Raw genomic sequence first — 19757 nt, forward strand, 5'->3', positions numbered from 1 at the left:
TCATAAAGATACTGTTATAATTGATATTGATTACAGTTTTTAGGATAAATAATTTAAATAGTAAGGAGATCAGTAGTTCAACCCGAATATAATTTAAACTTTGATTATATATCTGTAAGTTGAGAGAGTTCTTGTAAGATTGCCACTCAGATTTTCAATTATTTTTGACATTTTTGGGTTGAAGTCTCCAATCCACTGCACTTCATATGTATCATAAGTAGTTTCTAGATTTATCATTTCCAGTGCTTTGACAATTAAGTAGGCATCAATGCCTTTATTTTGGAATTCGGGAATAATACCAAAAACCAATCCTACTAGTTTTTTTGTTTTGCAGAATTTTTGCAGCATCAAAAATTTCAGCATCGAAAATATTCCAAACCTGGAACTCACTTTCCCGAAGTAATCATTAAGGTTTGGTAAATTTAGCCAGCAGCCGATTGGCTGATTATTATGATATACAAACCAGACTGTTTTTTCATCTATTACTGGCCGCATTGCCTTGAAGGTTCTTGTAATTTGTTTTATATTGAGGATTTTTTCATGCTGATTGTTTTGCCAAGCTTTGTTGTAAATCGTAGCAAAATCTTTCGCAAATTCCGTAATATTATTTTTACTAAGTTGCCGTAACTCGTAGGAAGGGTTGGTGGTAAGTAGATCATTGATGGTATAAAATTTTTGTGGTAGTTTTGCTTTCAAATCTATGGCGTAGCAGTTTTGAAGAAAGTAAATTTCGAATCCGTAACTTTCAAAAAGTTTTTGGTAATAAGGTGGATTGTAATTCATTCTGTATAACGGCGTCTGGTATCCGTGTATAAGCAAGCCCCACCATTGCATGCGATTCCCAAAATTTATCGGACCGTCTATTATTTTAATTCCTTGATTATGTAGCCATTCTTTGCAATAGTCGAACATATAATTTGCTGCTTTTTGAGAATCAACACATTCAAAGAAACCTATGCCACCTGTCTTGCTTTTTTCAGTTTCTGTATTGATGATGAAAGATGCAATTCTGCCTATGACTTCATTGTTTTTGTTCATTAGAATCCATCTTTCGCACACGCCGTTTTGAAAATGAATATTTTTATTCAAATCAAAAACTTCCTCTATATCTCTGTCCAGAGGTTTTATGTAGTTGGAGTTATCTTTATAGGTCTTATCAGGAAGGTCTAAAAATAAGCGTATATCTTTTTTGGTAATTACTTTTCGCAAATACATTTTTTCAATTACTATAATGACAAAAGTATTGATGAAGAATAATGTAAAAGCTTCTCTTTATAATTTTGATCGCCAAAAATAAATATTGATATTGATTGATTATCAATGATATAGAAATAGAAAATGTTCTATTTTATAAATCGGTTTGATTTTTACGAAACTCGGAAGGTGTTTCATTTGTCAGTTTTTTGAAAATTGTATTGAAGGCCGTTTTAGAATTAAAGCCTGCTTCAAAAGCAATTCCCAAAATTGATAATTTTCTATAAGAATCATCGCATAATAATTCTTTAGCTCGCTGAACCCTGTATTTGTTGACAAATTGGAAGAAATTTTCACCGAATCCATTATTCAACAAATATGAAAGTTGATGAGCATTGATTCCAATAAAACCGGAAAGTTTAGAGAGATTAAGCTCGCCATCCAAATACGGTTTCTCGGTCTTCATGTAGTCGATTAATTTTTGTTTTAGATTTTCAAAATCACTGTCGGCAATAAGCTTTTTCTTTTCTGATTTTAATTCGTCCTCTAATTCTATTGATAATAATTCTTGCCGTTCTTTCTCATTGACAGGATAGATTTCTTTCTGCCTTAAAATGTGGTAAGATGTGCTGTAAACAATGAACAAAAAAAGTAAATCCATTGCTAAATGATTATTTAGTTTGTATATGAATACATTAAAAAGTTCGTAACATACGGTGATAATAATCGTGCAGAATAATAGTAAGCTTAATTTTGCTAACCACTCCAGATTAATGTTTTCTGTATTGGAAGAGATACTTTCTATCCGTTTTTGGTATTTCTTGATTCGGATATAAATGATGGCAATGTAAGGCAGATTATGAAATATAGCCACAAAATCAGCGGTAATGCCAACTGTCTTATTACCTTCAGCATTTAATAGAAGAATCAGATAAATAATTGGAGTAATAAGACATATTGTATCTTTTTTGCTGAAACGATAATTTGGATTAATAAAAAATACAACACTGAAAAATAGAAAAATAGGTGTTAATATCTCTATAAAATAAATAAAAAAAACGAACAATTGATTGGGAGATAATCCGCAAAATTGTAATACATCCAATATCCAATAGCTTGACCAAAGAAAAAGAAAAGAGCCAAATAAGGCATTAGCCCTTTGGTTTACCTTCATAGGATTTATAAGTACAATAAATGATTGTAAGATCAAACCTCCGTAAAGCAATGTAAGTACAAACTTTTGAATATTCTCAAATGACATTATGTGTTTTTAAAAAAGTAATTCTACAAAATCTTCAATCTTACTAATTTCTTCTATTTTAATTCCAAATTTTTTCTTCGGAAGTTTATTAAGATTTGAAATGAAAATCTTTTCATAACCCAATTTTTCTGCTTCGGTAATTCTTTGTTCGGCTTGTGCAATTGGACGGATTTCACCACTTAAGCCAATTTCTCCTGCAAAACAATAATGTTCCGAGATGGCAATATCTTCATTGCTTGATAGGATAGAAGCAACAACAGCTAAGTCCAAAGCGGGATCATCAGTTTTTATTCCGCCTGTTATATTAAGGAAAACATCTTTCGCTCCGAGTTGGAAGCCTGCTCTTTTTTCCAAAACTGCCAAAAGCATATTCAATCTTTTGGAATCAAAACCGGTTGAGCTTCTTTGCGGCGTTCCATAAACTGCGGTAGAAACCAACGCCTGGATTTCCAATAACATTGGTCGATTTCCTTCGAGAGTTACCGCAACAGAATTTCCGGAAAGCTCTTCTGATTTTTTAGTAATGAGAATTTCAGATGGATTTTTGATTTCCTTCAAACCTTGCGAAATCATTTCATAAATTCCGATTTCCGACGTAGATCCAAAACGGTTTTTATTTGCTCTCAATAATCTGAACAGATGATTTCTATCGCCGTCGAAATTCAGAACAACATCTACCATATGTTCCAAAACTTTTGGTCCGGCGATTTGTCCATCTTTTGTGATATGACCAACTAGAAAAACCGGAATGTTATTTTCTTTGGCAAACTTGATGATTTCATTAGAACATTCTCGGATTTGTGAAACCGTTCCTGGCGAACTTTCTATCAATTGGGATTGAAGCGTCTGAATGGAATCGATAATCATAAAATCTGGCATCAATTTCTTGGCTTCGTGCAAGATTTTTTCAACATTAGTTTCAGTAAACAGGAAACAATTCGGATTTTTAACCTCGGCTAAACGGTCGGCTCTCATTTTGATTTGTGACGCGCTTTCTTCTCCGGAAACATAGAGGATTTTTTTCTTCATCTTCAAAGCCAATTGAAGAAGCAGAGTCGATTTTCCTATTCCAGGTTCGCCACCAATTAAGGTTACAGAACCCAAAACAATTCCGCCACCCAAAACCCGGTCCAATTCTTCAGAAGGTGTTTTGATTCTTGGCTCTTCATTAGTTTCAACTTCTATGATGTTGATGATTGAAGATTTGGATTTTGCAACGACAGATTTTGTAGATTTTTCTACAATTTCTTCCACAAGTGTATTCCATTCTCCACAAGTTTTGCATTGCCCGTGCCATTGGGAATATTGCGCACCACAATTTTGACAGAAATATTGAGTTTTTAGTTTTGCCATTCTGCTAAGTTCCAGAAAAATTTTGGAAAATAAAAAATTAGAGGTCAGTTTAAAAGCTGGTTTAATGTTTTATTTTGAAAACCTTAAATTTGTTCACGATATATTACAACGATGATATCAGAAAATTAAAATTAAATAAAAATGGCATTAGACAAAAATCACGTAGTAACTTTAAAATACGTTCTACATACTAATGATGAGGCGGGAGAAAAAATCTTTGTGGAAGAGACCTCAGCAGAAAACCCAATGACGTTTCTTTATGGCGTAGGAATGATGATTCCGAAGTTTGAACAGGAAATACAAAATTTAAATATAGGCGAAACGGCATCTTTCACTATAGAGCCTAGCGAAGGTTATGGAGAGAGAGATCCTCAAGCTGTGACACAATTGCCTGTTGATATGTTCCAAGGGCAAGAATTGCCTCCTGTAGGTGCAGTACTTCCACTGTCTGACAATCAGGGGAATAATTTCCAAGCTGTGGTTGTAGAAGTTACACCAGAAGCTGTAGTTGTAGACCTTAATCATCCAATGGCGGGAAGACCTCTACATTTTGATGTTGAAATTCTGAACACACGTCCTGCAACGGAAGAAGAATTGGCTCACGGTCATGCACACGGAGAAGATGGTCATTCTGGACATTAATATATAAGTTAAATTTTTTAGTCAATATAAAATACAAAAGCTTCCAAATCTGGAAGCTTTTGTTGTATTAAGAAATGAACTTTCTATTTTTTAATGAATTTCTGAGTAGATTTTTCTCCTTTTTTATTCACTAATTCAATAACATAATTTCCTGTAGGAAGTCTGTTCACATCTATTTTATTTTCAATAGATTTTCCGTTAGCTACAGATTGTCCGGCTGTATTGAAAATTTTATAAGTAGAATCTCCACTTTCCTTAGTTTTGATATTAAGAACATCTTTTACAGGATTAGGATAAATGGATACTTTGTTATCATTGTTAACATCAGAAACGGCTAAAACCTCCTGGATGTCCAACGAATAATCTTCCACCTGTCCATAAGTTATTGTTGAACAAGAGGTTGGTGTTTGAGAGTAAGCTGCCTGAACTCTTATTCTAATTCTTCCGGTTGTTGCAGTTGCAGGGATTGTAAACGTTCCTGTAACTGTGGCAGCATTTGTGGCAGTAGTTTGTGACCATGCAGTTTCTCCTGCATCGGTAAATATGCCATTGTTGTTATAGTCTGCATACAATCTATATCTCAATGGGTAAACAGTTCCAGACCAGAAAGGAGTAATGGTAATTGTATAGGTTTCACCTTTCTTTACATCTGTTGATAAATAAGAGAAATCCTCATATCCAGTGCTTCCTGTACTTGCATTATCGATTGTATTAAGTTTTACGTTTTGTATTTTCATAAAGCTTGTATTAGAAGCTTGTGAAGTACAATAAGTGTTACCCGTGGCTAATGTAGTCACTGGAACTATATTACTGAAAGCGGACTTGTTACCAGCTTCATCTTTTGCCTCAACCTTGAAATTATAAGTTGTAGATGCAGATAATCCCGTAACATAGTAAGAGGTTTTATAAGTTGTTCCAAGCAAGACGTTGTCTTTGTAAACATTGTAGCCATCTAATGCAAAATTATCTGTAGAGGCATCCCAAGTCAAATAAGTAGAAACATTGGTTGTAGAAGTTGCTTCGAGATTAAGTGGAGTAGTAGGTGCTATTGTATCTGGTCCGTTTGGATTATACTTTGCACCTAAACCCACTGCATAAAATGCATCTTGAGTTGCAATTGCTTCAGCTGAGTTCGCTCCGTATAGTTCTGTCGCAACCTGAATACCAAAATTTCTTGCATTCATATAAGTAGAATTGGAAGATAAGAAAGCAGTCTCTAAACGATAAACGATTTTTGATGCCTTTTCAAAACCAATTCCTGTCACACTGTAGGATTTTCCAATATCATTGGTTCCGGTTTTTCCTTGTACCAATACATAATACCAATGGTTAAGAACGCCGCTGTTGGTGTGAACACCGCAATAATCATTAGTGTCTTGAGCGGGTGTAGTACAACCTTCTGCAGCAGTTGCTGGCTGCCAGTTGATACCTTTGTATGTATCTGGTTGTCCAGCAGATTTTGGATTACTCATTGACCTTAAGTAAAAAGGTGAGTACAGAGTGATATCTTCTCCAATCGCGAAAGCTTGTTTGTTTGGAAGGTAAGTTTCTTCTACTACCGCTCCCCAAATGTCAGAAAGACCTTCGTTCATTGCTCCAGATTCTCTTTGGTATGCTAATGCTGCAGATGTAGCACAAACACCGTGACCCAATTCGTGAGCTGTAACATCAAACGCTGTCAAAACATTGAAGTTGTTCGTTCTGTCACCATCGCCGTACAGCATATAAGAACCAGACCAATAAGCATTATTGATATTACTTCCATAATGCACATAGCTTCTTAGCAGTGAACCATTGTTGTCATAACTGTCTCTGTTATGAACATTTTTGAAATAATCATAAGTTTTTTCTACACCGAAATGCGCATCCAAAGCAGCATTGTCCCAAGTAGAGTTATCAAATTCTGTAGCAGTCCAATCGTTATCTGCGTCTGTAAAATCTACAGCACTTCCAACAGCTGTACTTTTTTTAGCATTGTAAGTTCGCACGCCGGCACCTCTTGTAGTATCAAACAAGATATAGTTGTCACCAGCAGTATTCAAAGAGGTTTCAATGGACTGAGTTCCGCTATAACGTGTAGCAGCGTTACCAGTTGCCAGTTTTGAAATTGTTTCTTTAAGCTCAGAATCTTTTACTTCTGAAATTATTTTGTCGGTATCCAAGTCGCCTTTTAATACATTGTGATGATGTCCTTTGGCGTGTTTGATAATCGCATCAGAAAGTAAAATCTGACCACTTGAAGCATCTACATAAATGTAAGCTCGGCTCATTGGCTTAGATGCAAAAACATCAAATTTGTAAGCTAAAGCCAATTTGTAACTTTCATCTGCTTGTTGAATAGGTAGCAAAACTAATTCCCCAGTAGGCTTTTTATAATTATCAACATTGCTTTCAACATCATCCCACATATATTTTTGTGCTCCAACGTTTTGAATGGCTCTGTCTAATGCAGATTGCGAAGATATTTTTGGTGAAATACTAACATTATTCGTGTCGAAAATCTCACCATTCATACTGGTAAGATTTCCGTTTTTATAATGCAGATTATAAATTCCAAATTCAACTTTTACGTTGTTGTAGTATAATTGATATTTTTCATCCAAAAAACTGCCTTTAGCATCTTTTTCCGATTTAGTAAGTCTAAGTTCTGCTCCAACAGGAAGCTTTAAAATCTCCTTAAATAAATCAGTTTTTGAAGCCGATTTTAAGTTTGCATTACTCTTAAACGTTACTAAACTAACATTCCCGTTCTTCTCGGTAATTTTCTTGTCAACGTATTCCTGCGCATTTGCGGATAGGGTAAATCCAAAAATACTGCACAAAATACCAATTCGTAAAAGTTCTTTCTTCATATACTAAGTATTAAATTTCGAGCCAATTTAGTAAATTTTTAATGAATGTTTAAGAATTAAGATGAATTATGTTTAGAATTTTAATCAAAAACAATTTTAAATAATAAATCCAACAAATTTTTGTTGGATTTAAAATTGAATTATTAATTCCTGATTGGAATATTCTTTAAAATATCTTGCGTGTATTTCCAAAATTTTTGAACAGATGGTATATTGGCTCTTTCATCTGGAGAATGTGCGCCTTTGATTGTTGGACCAAAAGAAACCATTTCCATTTTTGGATAATTGGCACCGATAATTCCGCATTCCAAACCAGCGTGGCAAGCGACAACTAAAGGTTTTTCACCAAAATTATTTTCGTAAAGTTCAGTCATTACTTTGATGATTTCTGCTTCCGGTTTTGGTTTCCAGCCGGGATAAGAACCTCCGAATTCTGTTTTTAAAAAATTACTTTCGAATGCGGATTTTAATTGATTTGCCACTTCCCATTTTGTTGATTCTACCGACGAACGGGTTAAGTTTAAAATCTTGATTTCTCCATTTTTCAGTTCAACTCTTGCAACGTTATTAGAAGCTTCTACCAAACCTTCAACATCTGGACTCATTCTGAAAACGCCGTTATGAGCTGCATTGATTGCGAAAATTATTTTCTTAGAATCTTCAACAGAGATCGCTTTTTCTGAAGAATCAATTTTCTCGATATTGATAACCAAATCTTTTTCTAAGGAAGCAAATTCCTCTAAGATTTCAGATTTCAATTGTTCAATCTTTGAAGAAAAGTTTTCTGAATTGTTGACAGAAAACGTAGCTTTAGCTTCTCTTGGAATAGCATTTCTCAAACTTCCGCCATCAATAGAAACTAACTGAATTTGATTTTCCAATCCTGAGAACAAGAATCTTCCCAGTAATTTATTAGAATTTCCAAGACCTTTGTGAATATCCATTCCGGAATGTCCTCCTTGTAAACCTTTGATTTCAATTTTGAAAGTTTCGCCTTTTGATTCTTCTAAATCAAATTTAGCAGAAGCCGTCACGTCAACACCACCGGCACAACCTATATCGATTTCGTCATCTTCTTCTGTGTCAAGATTAAGAAGGATTTCTCCTTTCAATTGTCCTGGTTTCAAAGCTAATGCACCCGTCATTCCTGTTTCTTCGTCAATTGTGAAAAGAGCTTCCAATTCCGGATGTGCAATTTCATTACTTTCCAATATTGACATAATCGTAGCAACACCCAAACCGTTGTCAGCACCCAAAGTTGTCCCTTTTGCTCTTACCCAATCGCCATCCACATACATCTGGATTCCCTGAGTTTCGAAATCAAAATCGACATCGTTGTTTTTTTGGCAAACCATATCAAGATGCGACTGCATCACAATTGGCGTTCGGTTTTCCATTCCAGCAGTTGCAGGTTTTGTGATGATGACATTTCCAACTTCGTCAACCGTTGTTGGTAATCCCAAATTCTCTCCAAATTCTTTTATGAATTTTATAACTTTTTCTTCTTTTTTTGATGGTCTAGGAACCGAATTCAATGCTTCGAAATTTTTCCAAATCACTTTTGGTTCCAGTTGTGAATATTCCATTTTTTTGAAATTTTTTGATGTGGCAATTTACTAATTATGAAAGGAAAATGAAATCTTTATGACATAAATAATGTTTCCAGAATCTTTGTTTCGTTTTATGTTTTATAATTTTGAAGTCTTATTTCTAGCAAGATATTGATGTCGAATTTCATACAACAGTTTTCCAAATTTTTAAGATTAAGAGTTTCTATTTCTGAGTGGATTTATCTAGTGAAATGTGTAATCGGTGCATCTATTTGTTATTTGTTTTACATTTTTTTGCCGCAGTATCCTGTTTATTGGGCGTTGATTTCGGTTGTGATTGTTTTCTCGCCGGATAATAGTAATAAGCTGGCTTATGACAGAATCAAATCCAATCTTCTCGGCGCTTCTATCGGAATGATTTTATTTCTGATTCCAATTCCTAATATTTTATTGATTTGTATTGGTGTGGCTTTGACGATTCTTGTAGGAATTGCGTTAAGGTTGGATAATACGCTTCGTTCAGCTCTCGCAGCGATGGTTATTGTTTTGATTGAGGAAAATCAGGCTCACGATTGGCTGATTCCTATTGAGCGCGTGATTTGTGTCTGCATCGGATGTTTTGTGGCGCTGATTATCACTTTTGTTTTTTCGAAATTCAAGATTTATGGTCAAACGTATCTGAAACATTGAAGAAATATACAAAATCCTTAGTCCTGATAGTAGCGGCTACCCTGCAGTAAAGTGGGAGAGTTGGGGGATTGTGATTTGGCGAACGCTGGAACGAGGAGTATGAGCGGATAGCGGGATTAAGTCCTAAAAATAAAAAACCTTCCCAGATTTGAGAAGGTTTTTCTATCATTAAGCAGAAAATTAATATCTGTAATACTCAGGTTTGAAAGGTCCTTTCACATCAACACCAATATATTCAGCTTGTTCTGGAGAAAGAACTTCTAGCTCAACGCTTAATTTCTTAAGGTGTAAAGCTGCTACTTTTTCATCTAAATGCTTAGGCAACATATAAACTTCGTTTCCGTAAGCTGCAGAGTTAGTCCAAAGTTCGATCTGAGCCAAAGTCTGATTAGAGAAAGAGTTAGACATTACGAAAGATGGGTGACCAGTCGCACAACCAAGGTTTACCAAACGACCTTCAGCAAGGATTATAACTTCTTTACCTTCGATAGTGTAGATATCAACCTGAGGCTTCACTTCAGATTTTGTGTGACCGTAGTTTTCATTCAACCAAGCCATATCGATTTCGTTATCGAAGTGACCGATGTTACAAACAATCGCTTTATCTTTCAATTTTAAGAAATGCTCTTTTCTTACGATGTTGAAATTACCAGTAGTCGTGATTACGATATCTGCATTATCAACCACTGTATCCAATCTTTTCACTTCGTAACCATCCATTGCAGCTTGAAGTGCACAAATTGGATCAATCTCAGTAACCGTAACGATAGAACCAGCACCTCTGAAAGATGCAGCAGTACCTTTACCTACGTCTCCGTATCCGCAAACTACAACTCTTTTTCCGGCAAGCATAAGGTCTGTAGCTCTTCTTACAGCATCGACTGCAGATTCTTTACAGCCGTATTTGTTATCGAATTTAGACTTGGTAACAGAATCATTTACGTTGATTGCTGGCATTACCAAAGTTCCGTTCTTCATTCTTTCGTACAATCTGTGAACTCCGGTTGTAGTTTCTTCAGAAAGTCCTTTGATGTCTTTTGTGAATTCTGGATATTTATCAAAAACCATATTGGTTAAATCTCCACCGTCATCAAGAATCATATTCAATGGTTTTCTGTCTTCGCCAAAGAAAAGAGTCTGCTCAATACACCAATCGAATTCTTCTTCGTTAAGACCTTTCCAAGCATAAACAGGAATTCCGGCAGCAGCAATAGCAGCAGCAGCGTGGTCTTGTGTGGAGAAAATATTACAAGAAGACCAAGTAACTTCAGCACCTAGAGCTACCAAAGTTTCAATCAAAACTGCAGTTTGGATTGTCATATGCAGACATCCTGCGATTCTTGCACCTTTCAACGGTTGAGACGGTCCGTATTCTTCACGGATAGCCATCAAACCTGGCATTTCAGCTTCAGCTAAAGTAATTTCTTTTCTTCCCCATTCTGCTAAGGAAATGTCCTTCACTTTGTAAGGAACATATTGTGTTGTTGTACTCATATTTATAATTAAAATAAGTTTAAAATCGATTAGAAATCAAAGTGCAAAATTACGATATATAATTAAGATATAAAAACCATAAGTTATCTTCCAATTATGACAATTTACATAGCAAGAATTTATTTAGTTTAAATCTAAATAACTATTTTTGTGGCATCAAAAAAATATATTATGAGTGAACATACAGAAGAAGCAAAGAAACAAGCAAAACCAGTTGCTCCAAAAGTAAAAGAATTAATTGCTAAAACGCTAAGCGTAACTTTGGCAACTGTAGACGCAGAAGGAACACCAAATGCTAGCTATGCACCATTTGTAGAAATTGATAACAAATTCTATGTTTTGGTTTCTTTTATGGCGAAACATACCAAAAATCTTGCTGAAGGTAGAAAAGTGTCTGCAATGTTCATCGAGGATGAGTCTGCTACGAAGCAAGTTTATGCAAGAGAAAGATTAACAGTCGAGGTTTCTACTTCTCAAATCGAGAGAGATTCTGATGATTGGAACGACATCGTTGGAAAACTAAAAGAAAGACACGGAAAAATCGTAGATGTTTTGAATGAAATGACTGACTTTATCCTAGTTGCTCTTCATCCTGTAAAAGGAGCTTATGTTAATGGTTTTGGAAGTGCATATTTCGTAGATGCCAATCTTGAAATTATGGAACACAGAAACGATATCAATCACACACAGAAATAATTACAATTTCAAATATATAAGAAAGGCTTAGTAAAACTAAGCCTTTTTTAGTTCTAAAGTCTTCGAGAACCTCAGACTGACATTGCTAAAATTCGAACATTTAATATTAGAAATGTCACACTGAATGGAGCCTAAGTGCTTTTAATTTATATTTTTCTAAAAATAACCGTCGAGTTATGACCTCCAAACCCAAACGCATTACTCATAGCGATATTGATTGGTTTTTCTTTATTTTCAGTAATGATATTAATGCCTTCCGGAATATTCTCATCCAACTTTGAAACATTAATTGTTGCCGGAATTATATTCTCCTGAATCGTTTTGATACAAATAATCGCTTCCACAGCTCCCGCAGCGCCCAACAAATGGCCTGTCATAGATTTGGTAGCACTGATGTCAAGATTTGGACTGCCTTTGAAAACTTTATTAATGGCGTTCAGTTCTGCTAAATCTCCAAGTGGAGTAGAGGTAGCGTGCGGATTCAGATAATCTACTTGCTCAGGGAGAATCTCTGCATCTTGTAAAGCTAATTCCATAGATTTTGCAGCGCCAATTCCTTCCGGATGAGGTGCCGTCATATGATAGGCATCTGCGGTCATTGCTGCGCCGATTAGTTCTGCATAGATTTTTGCACCTCGGGCTTTGGCGTGTTCGTATTCTTCCAAAATCAACGCTCCGGCACCTTCGCCCATTATAAAACCATCACGTTCAACATCGTAAGGGCGGCTTGCGGCTTTTGGATTATCGTTTCTTGTTGACATTGCTTTCATTGATGAAAATCCACCAACAGATGCTGGTGTAATTGGAGCTTCTGAACCACCGCTTACAATTACTTTTGCTTTTCCCCAGCGGATATAATTGAATGCATCCATAAAAGCAGTGTTGGCAGTGGCGCAAGCAGAAACCGTTGTATAATTGATTCCTCTTAAACCATATTTCATAGAAATCATTCCGGAAGCCATATTAGCAATAAGTTTTGGTACGAAAAACGGACTGAATCTCGGTGTTCCGTCTCTTGAAACATATTCAGTAACTTCATTTTCAAAGGTTTCCATTCCGCCTTGTCCGGTTCCCCAGATAACGCCAATATCAAAAGGTTCAATATTTTCTAAATCTAATTTAGAATCTTGCATTGCTTCTGCAGCAGCGTAGATAGCAAATTGCGTAAAGAGGTCACTTCTTTTGATTTCGTTTCTGTCCAGATATTTTTCCGGAGCAAAGTTTTTGACTTCTGCAGCAAACTGAACTTTGAATTTCTCTGGATTGAAATGCGTGATTTTATCAGCGCCGCTTTTGCCTTTCAGAATATTGTTCCAAAAAGTATCGACGTCGTTTCCTAAAGGAGTTACGGCTCCCATTCCGGTTATTACAACTCGTTTCATTATCTTGTAATTTGTGTTTTGAATAAATTTGAAGTGCCTTTTGCAATCAGTTTGGTTTTGTCAGAATTCCATATTTCGCAAGTGGCGTTGATGAATTGTTTTCCCAATTTCGTAATGTGTGTTTCGGCAATGATATTTTCGCCTTCTTTCCCGATTGAGAAATAATCGATGACATTATTAATCGTTGTATAGAAAGTTGGTTCGTTCAAAGAAAACATTGTTGCGCCCAAAACGTCATCAATAATGGCAGCCGTTACGCCGCCGTGAAGGTTTCCAATTGGATTCAGCCATTCCGGACGAATCGTGTACTGAAATTCCAAATGACCTTTTTCTGCTGAAATCACAACTGGTTTCAGCCAACGCATAAAAGGCGAAGGAGAGTCTGTGAATTCTTTTCCGATTAATGATTTCAAATGTGCTAATCTGTCCATAATTTTAGATTTTATATTTAATCGCAAAGGCGCAATATTTTTGAATTTATTAAATTGTTATAAGTCGCCAAGGCAATTATTGAGTCTTAAAAATAAGTTTAATTTGTTTAGCGTTGAATCACTCGCAGCCCGAATTATCTCCTATTTGTATATTTTTATTTGAATCGATGAATCTCGTTCCTCGATTTGAGCGGAAATCCTTTTTTGCTTGTACTCGAGTTCTATTTAAACTAAAATCGTCTGCAAAAAAGATTGACTTCGTCGAACCACTTCGTTAGGTTTGAGAGCCCTTCGACAAGCTCAGGATAAACTGCAGGCGGATTAAGCTGCCCAAACAAATATTAGATTTTTAATTCTGACTCAATTTTGCTAAAGCTTCCTGAAAAACGCCAAGTACAACTTTGGTCTGTCCAACAGGAACATCGAACTGATTTTGTTCCAAAGCTATCAATAATTCGTCCGCAACTTCTTTTGGTGGAATTCCGTTTTCGCCACCGATTTCTGTTGAAAAACTTGTGTTGACCAAAGGTGGCAGAACTTCGAAAATCTTAACTGAAGTTTCTTTGAGAGCATTTCTCAGTGATTGCGTGTAACTTCTAAGTGCGGCTTTGCTGGCAGCGTAAGTCGGAACAGGCGCGTAAGAAACCAGCGATGCGATAGACGTTACATTGACAACCGCAGAATCTTTTTGTAACAAATGTGGAAGCAATAACTCCGTAAAATGAATGATGGTCAGGTAATTGGTATTGATTTCTTTCTTGGCTAATTCGTAAGAATTGGTGTTGTTTGCTAAGTTATAGTAATAAGCTTCTCCGGCGTTGTTGATGACGATGTTGAGGTCCGGATGATTCTGAATCAGTTCGTTGGCAATTCTAATTCTTTCGTTTTCGATAGATAAATCTCCCTGAATCGCGACTGCATTTTCCAATTGTTCCAAAGCTTTGTCAAGACGTTCCTGATTTCTTCCGTTGATAATGACTTTGTTTCCTTTTTCGGAAAATGATTTGGCTATTTCTAATCCGATTCCGGCTGAACCACCTGAAATAAATACTGTGTTGTTGGTTGTTTTCATAATGATATTTGATACCGATTGGTATATTTTTATTGAAAAAAATTTATTTGATTAATTCGTTATCGATGATTTTTTCGATTCTTTCTAAGGCGTTGAAAAGATGAGTTTTGTTATTCATCGTTTTTGAAAGCAGAATTCCACCTTCTATTAATGTAATGAATTGATAAGCATATTTCTGAGAATCTATTGATTCTACAATTTCGTTTTGAGTTTTTCCTTTTTCTAAAATTTTGCTGAATTGATTGGCCCAGCCTTCAAAATTTCTTGAGACTTCATTTTTAAGAAAAGGCATTGTATCGTCGGCCTCAACAGCTGTGTTCAAGTGTGGGCAACCGCCACGAGAGAAATTGATTTCCCAGGTTTTTCTGTAAAAATCAATAATTGTGAATAGTTTTTCACGAGTTGACATTTCACTCGTCAATTGACCGATAAAACTGTTTTGAAGTCTTTTGGAATTGTAGAGATAAACTTCTTTGGCAACTTCATCTTTGTTTTCGAAATTTCCGTAGATGCTTCCTTTTGTTAATCCTGTCGCAGAAGTAATGTCCGATAAAGAGGTTCCAGCATAACCTTTCTTATTGAAAAGTTCTGCGGTTTGTTCGATGATGAACTGTCTTGTTTTTTCTGCTTTTGACATTTTGATTTCTAAATTGACTTTGCAAAGATAATTAAATTATATACCAATTGGTATATTTTGAAAATTTATTTGAAAATAAAAACCCGAAAGTCAAAAAACTCTCGGGCTAAACTTTAAAATTGAAAAATCTTACTTTTTGATAATTTTATACGAACTGCTTTTTTGTTCAGATAAAATTTTAATAACATAATTTCCTTTTGGTAAAGAAGAAACGTTCAGCTGTAGTTTTTTTGTATTAGCTGGATTACCCAATAATAATTTCCCAGAATAATCATAAACCTGAACAGAAGAGATCTGCGAATCTCCGGAAATATTGATAATATCAACGGCTGGATTTGGATAAAGAGAGAATTTATTTTTATTAAAATTGGTTACAGCCATTGCTTCGTCAGCAGCTACAGTCCATAATTCGTATCCGCTGTCATTGTATTTGGCAGTAAAGTATAATTTGTCTCCCATTGCAGTAAAATATGGTGTGTATCCTAATGCGTCCTGCGAAGGATTCTCTGGGTCGGCTGTTATCTTTTGGGTTCCTGCAACTGTCCCGTCGGATTTCCATAACTGATAATATTCTTCATTATTGACAGCTCTGAAGTATAGTTTACATCCCATCACCTGGAAAAGCATTGGTGAAATAGTAATGCCCATAGAATCACCAGGCCCCGGCAAAACATCCATAAATAATTGAGTCCCTTCCGGTGTTCCGTCGGTTACCCAGATTTCTCCGCCGTGCTCCGCATCTCTTAATGTTAGAAATAACTTATTGTTATAAATGATATATTTAAACTGTGGAATTACACCATTTTCAGTTCCTTCGTAGACATCTTTCAAGATTTTAGTTCCAGCTTCAGTACCATCTGTTGTCCAGATCTCTCTACCGGTTTCACTGCTGTAAGCTGTAAAAAATAATTTTCCATTAAAGTCAATAAAATCTGCAGGCAGAGAGTTTCCATTTCCATCAGTATTGATATTTTTTATCATATAAGTCCCACCGCTGGTTCCATCCGTTGCCCAGAGTTCTATACCGTTTGTCCCGTCGTCGGCATTGAAATATATTTTATTGCCAAATGCTTTCAGGTTTGAAGGGTTGGAACTTTCTGCGTGAATATCTTTTACCATTTGCGTTCCTGCCGCAGTCCCGTCTGTTGCCCAAAGTTCGAAGCCGTGTTGTCCATTGTCATAATCGAACCCGTCAAGAGCATTGAAGTAAAGCTTATTATTCAGAACAGTGAAATAAGAAGGATTGGAACCAAATTCTCCTTCACGGAGATCTGTAACCATTGCGGTTCCTGCTGTTGTTCCGTCGGTTTTCCAAAGTTCGGTTCCGTGAATGCCATCCTCTGACCTGAAGTATAACGCATTGTTGAACTCCACAAATTCAAAAGCATAAGAGCTTCCGCTGCCGGGATACATATCCTTCACAAGTACTGTTCCGGCTTCTGTTCCGTCAGATGTCCAGAGCTCATTTCCGTTAGTTTCATCTGTGGCAGTAAAAATCAATTTTCCGTTAAGAATTTTTAGATTACCAATGTCAGAACCATTACTTCCGGGATTGATATCTTTTACCAGTTTTGTCTCTTCGCCATCTGTGACCCAAAGTTCTTTTCCGTGTTCGCCGTCATCAGCTACAAAATAAATTTTTGAATCAAGTTTGATAAGATTCTCCGGTAAAGAATCTCCGGAAGGATTGATGTCTTTTACCATTTTAAAGACTGGCGTCTGTTGAGCACTAATTTCCAGAAATGAAACCAATAATGCCGCAAGGATAAATTTACTCTTCATATAAATAATTTCTTTTGAGTAAAATTAGAACCTTAATCTAAGAAAGCGGAGAAGTATGCTTTTAGATATCTGAAAATTTCAAGAAAACAAAAATTTTTTATTTTTAATTACTTGAAAAACAGATGGTTTTATCTGTATTATTTTTAGATTAAGAAATTTTATTTTTGATGTTTTTATTAATTTTTCTTGACTTTATGACCAAAAAATAACTTGATATAAGGATTGAAATCAATAAAATCCCAAGAAGAATCCAAATGAGAATTTTATAATTTTTTTGTTTTGATTCATAAGTTTTCTGTTTGAACTCGTTTCTTTTTTTGATGAGCTCGTTAACCGTTTTTATTTCTTCTTCAGAAAATTTGGATTGGATAGAATCAAATAAATTTTGGTATTTCAAATGATTTTCAAAATCATCAAGTCCGATGTAATTTTCAGCCAATAATTTGTAAATCCTGCTTTCCATTTCGATTTGATTCACTTCTTTGGAAAGTGGAAGTGCGGAAAACAAGATTTCATTTGATATTTTGAAATCACTCTTTGAGTTTTTGATTTCAGAAAGCCCGATCAATGCATTACATTCGAGAGATTTTGCGCCATTTTTTCTGGCATCAGCCAAACCTTTTTCAAAACTGACTTGCGCCGAATCTTTATCGATTTTCAGATAACAATAACCTTTCTGATTGTAAGCCTGCCCGAGATTGGCAACTGCAAAGCCATTGCCTTTATCTTTCTGGAATTCCGCAATGGCCTTATTAAAATGCTTAATCGCATAACCACAATCTAGACTTCTTTTATAAAGAAAACCTTTCAGCAGATTGATATTTCCAATCAGATATTTCATAGAATCTGGCAGAGAAACCGATTGCGAAAGTTTGTCCGCCTTGTCCAGATAATGCCACGCTTCGTCACGCATTTCTATACGGATATAGAGATTTCCAATTAATCCTAAAGTTCTGATTTGATTAGCGTTATCTTTTGCTTTTTCCGATAATTCGTTGGCTTTCAAGGCAAATTCAATCGCTTTTTGGTAATTGCTCAAACCCGAATATCCGTTAGATATCAAGATGTAAGATGAGATTTTATAGGAATCAGAAATATCTTTTTTCTTCAAAATGTCTTTCCCGATTTCAATGGTCTTTTCAGGATTTTTGAATAAAAATGCATTAGCAGAACCAATCAGACTGTCAATTTCTTTATTGTTTTGTGCAAAAGAAAAATTTCCCAAAACAATCAAAATCATTAATATGAAAATTCTAAATACTCTCATCTTATTGATTTTTAATAGTTTTAATAAACGAAGCCGGCGAATGTCCTGTAACCTGCTTGAAAACGGTAGAAAACAAACTATGTGAAGAAAATCCGGCTTCTTCAGCCAAATGACTGACTTTGTACTTAAGATAGACCGGATTATTTTTTAGTTTATTGATGATGTAATTGACCCTCAGTTCATTGATGTACGAGTGGAAATTTTTATTCTTATAAGTATTGATGATTTCGGATAAATATTTTGTGTTCGTGTTCAGGTTTTCTGCAAGAAGATTAAGCGAAATCTCTGAATCCAAATATTCATCATTTGATTCGAATTTTTCTAGTTTTTCCAACAGAAAACTAATTGTTTTATCAGGAATTACAATTTTTCCTGCACTTTCCTGCGCTTTGTTTTCAGCGATGAATTTTTCTCTGTCTTCAGCTTCCTGTTTGGATTTTTCGTAGGTGCTTTGTTTTTGATTTAATTTCCGATTGATAAAATATCCAATGATGAACACAAGCAAAATCGCAATGGCGATGAAGTAAATTATCTTTGTCTGTTGTTCTGATTTTCCTTCCAGAATTTCATCTTGTTTTTGACCAATTTTATTTAAAAAAGATATTCTTGCATTTTCCTTCACTGAACTCAAAGAATCTTGCAAAGCAGTCTGAAGCTGATAATATTCCCGATATTTTTCCTTGTTTTTTGATTCATTAAAATTCTGAACCGCCAAATTATAAATCTCTTCTCTCAGCCAAACATCCTGAACTTTCTTTTCAATTGGTTTTAAAAGTTCGAGATAATCAATATTCTTATCAGATTCTTTTCTTGAGGATTGAATCTTTGCTTTCACATAAAAATAATAAGGCTCGTAACGCTGAATTTTCTGAGCATAATATTGTGCTGAATCCAACTTTCCGAGATTGGAATAGGAGAGAGCGTAATAGAAATTGCTAAGCTCTGGAAAAGATTTATTTTTCTGTTTTTCAAATAATTTTAAATCCTTAATCGTTTGATTCCAATTAGAATCAGAGTAAGATTTTATGGCTTTTTCGTAATAATTCTGAGTGATTTCTTTTTCATTTTTAATGAGATATAATTGAGAAAATTCGATTCCCAATTCATCACAAAGTCTCGCCAAAAGAAAGTTGATTTGAAATTCATTTTCAGGACGATTAGACTTTTTTGAAAGTTCCAGACATTGAAATAATTTCTCACTCGCCGAGTTGTAATCGCCTCTTATCAGATAACTTTCGGTAAGAAGTAAAAGTGCTTTGATTTTATCATTATTATCCGAACTGTTTTTGGAAAGGAATTCTGAAATAACAGCAGATTCTGAAGGTTTTTTATAAAGTAAATCCTTGGATTCCAGGAACAAAGTTTCTGCATCCCGGCTATTTTGCGCTTTGATGATTGTACCGAATACGATAAAAAATGCTAAAATTAATTTCAAAACGAAATAGGCTTGATTG

16 protein-coding genes are annotated in these 19757 nt (G+C 35.2%); 3 read left to right on the forward strand and 13 right to left on the reverse strand.

Features of this window, described 5'->3' with window-relative positions; genetic code table 11:
• Positions 1–93: 93 nt before the first annotated feature.
• The 3 genes from BUR19_RS01125 to radA form a co-directional block, all read right to left on the reverse strand.
• Positions 94–1215 carry a hypothetical protein gene (locus BUR19_RS01125; protein WP_074233096.1) on the reverse strand — a complete coding sequence of 374 codons (1122 nt, stop codon included), beginning with the start codon at positions 1213–1215 and terminating at the stop codon, positions 94–96.
• Positions 1216–1348: 133 nt separating this feature from the next.
• On the reverse strand, positions 1349–2368 hold the full coding sequence (locus BUR19_RS01130) for an AraC family transcriptional regulator (RefSeq protein WP_245799001.1): 1020 nt from the start codon (positions 2366–2368) through the stop codon (positions 1349–1351).
• A 96-nt stretch (positions 2369–2464) separates the two neighbouring features.
• Positions 2465–3808 (reverse strand): DNA repair protein RadA, encoded by a 1344-nt coding sequence (gene radA, locus BUR19_RS01135; protein ID WP_074233098.1) that lies wholly within the window; start codon positions 3806–3808, stop codon positions 2465–2467.
• A 141-nt stretch (positions 3809–3949) separates the two neighbouring features.
• Between radA and BUR19_RS01140 the strand changes: the two genes are divergently transcribed.
• Entirely contained in the window at positions 3950–4450 is a 501-nt protein-coding gene (locus BUR19_RS01140; protein ID WP_074233099.1) for an FKBP-type peptidyl-prolyl cis-trans isomerase, read from the forward strand.
• An 83-nt stretch (positions 4451–4533) separates the two neighbouring features.
• On the opposite strand, the gene BUR19_RS01145 is transcribed toward BUR19_RS01140, so the two are convergent.
• Both BUR19_RS01145 and BUR19_RS01150 read right to left on the reverse strand, forming a co-directional pair.
• On the reverse strand, positions 4534–7302 hold the full coding sequence (locus BUR19_RS01145) for a M4 family metallopeptidase (RefSeq protein ID WP_074233100.1): 2769 nt from the start codon (positions 7300–7302) through the stop codon (positions 4534–4536).
• A 143-nt stretch (positions 7303–7445) separates the two neighbouring features.
• On the reverse strand, positions 7446–8888 hold the full coding sequence (locus BUR19_RS01150; protein WP_074233101.1) for an aminoacyl-histidine dipeptidase: 1443 nt from the start codon (positions 8886–8888) through the stop codon (positions 7446–7448).
• Between the two features lie 138 nt (positions 8889–9026).
• Between BUR19_RS01150 and BUR19_RS01155 the strand changes: the two genes are divergently transcribed.
• Entirely contained in the window at positions 9027–9542 is a 516-nt protein-coding gene (locus BUR19_RS01155) for an FUSC family protein (protein ID WP_083600618.1), read from the forward strand.
• A gap of 180 nt (positions 9543–9722) precedes the next feature.
• Here the strand turns inward: BUR19_RS01155 and ahcY are convergent, their stop codons facing one another.
• Positions 9723–11036, reverse strand: coding sequence for an adenosylhomocysteinase (gene ahcY / locus BUR19_RS01160; RefSeq protein ID WP_074233102.1), 1314 nt, complete (start codon positions 11034–11036; stop codon positions 9723–9725).
• Between the two features lie 171 nt (positions 11037–11207).
• Here ahcY and BUR19_RS01165 point away from each other — a divergent pair, with 171 nt between their 5' ends.
• The gene (locus tag BUR19_RS01165; RefSeq protein WP_074233103.1) at positions 11208–11732 is read left to right on the forward strand and encodes a HugZ family pyridoxamine 5'-phosphate oxidase; all 525 of its coding nucleotides are present in this window, start codon (positions 11208–11210) and stop codon (positions 11730–11732) included.
• 146 nt (positions 11733–11878) lie between these two features.
• On the opposite strand, the gene fabF is transcribed toward BUR19_RS01165, so the two are convergent.
• The 7 genes from fabF to BUR19_RS01200 form a co-directional block, all read right to left on the reverse strand.
• Positions 11879–13114 carry a beta-ketoacyl-ACP synthase II gene (gene fabF, locus BUR19_RS01170; RefSeq protein WP_074233104.1) on the reverse strand — a complete coding sequence of 412 codons (1236 nt, stop codon included), beginning with the start codon at positions 13112–13114 and terminating at the stop codon, positions 11879–11881.
• A complete protein-coding gene (locus BUR19_RS01175; protein WP_074233105.1) occupies positions 13114–13545 on the reverse strand; it encodes a PaaI family thioesterase in 432 nt (143 codons plus the stop codon). Before BUR19_RS01175 ends, fabF begins: the two co-directional genes overlap by 1 nt.
• Positions 13546–13894: 349 nt before the next feature.
• Positions 13895–14617: an SDR family oxidoreductase gene (locus BUR19_RS01180; protein ID WP_074233106.1), complete on the reverse strand. Its 723-nt coding sequence runs from the start codon at positions 14615–14617 to the stop codon at positions 13895–13897.
• 43 nt (positions 14618–14660) lie between these two features.
• Entirely contained in the window at positions 14661–15254 is a 594-nt protein-coding gene (locus BUR19_RS01185) for a TetR/AcrR family transcriptional regulator (protein ID WP_074233107.1), read from the reverse strand.
• Between the two features lie 129 nt (positions 15255–15383).
• Positions 15384–17036: an ELWxxDGT repeat protein gene (locus BUR19_RS01190; protein WP_074233108.1), complete on the reverse strand. Its 1653-nt coding sequence runs from the start codon at positions 17034–17036 to the stop codon at positions 15384–15386.
• Between the two features lie 148 nt (positions 17037–17184).
• Positions 17185–18303: a tetratricopeptide repeat protein gene (locus BUR19_RS01195; RefSeq protein ID WP_139297240.1), complete on the reverse strand. Its 1119-nt coding sequence runs from the start codon at positions 18301–18303 to the stop codon at positions 17185–17187.
• A gap of 1 nt (position 18304) precedes the next feature.
• Complete coding sequence (locus BUR19_RS01200) at positions 18305–19738, reverse strand: helix-turn-helix domain-containing protein (RefSeq protein WP_074233110.1); 1434 nt, start codon at positions 19736–19738, stop codon at positions 18305–18307.
• Positions 19739–19757: the final 19 nt, after the last annotated feature.

Source organism: Epilithonimonas zeae (genome assembly GCF_900141765.1).
GTDB lineage: Bacteria > Bacteroidota > Bacteroidia > Flavobacteriales > Weeksellaceae > Epilithonimonas > Epilithonimonas zeae.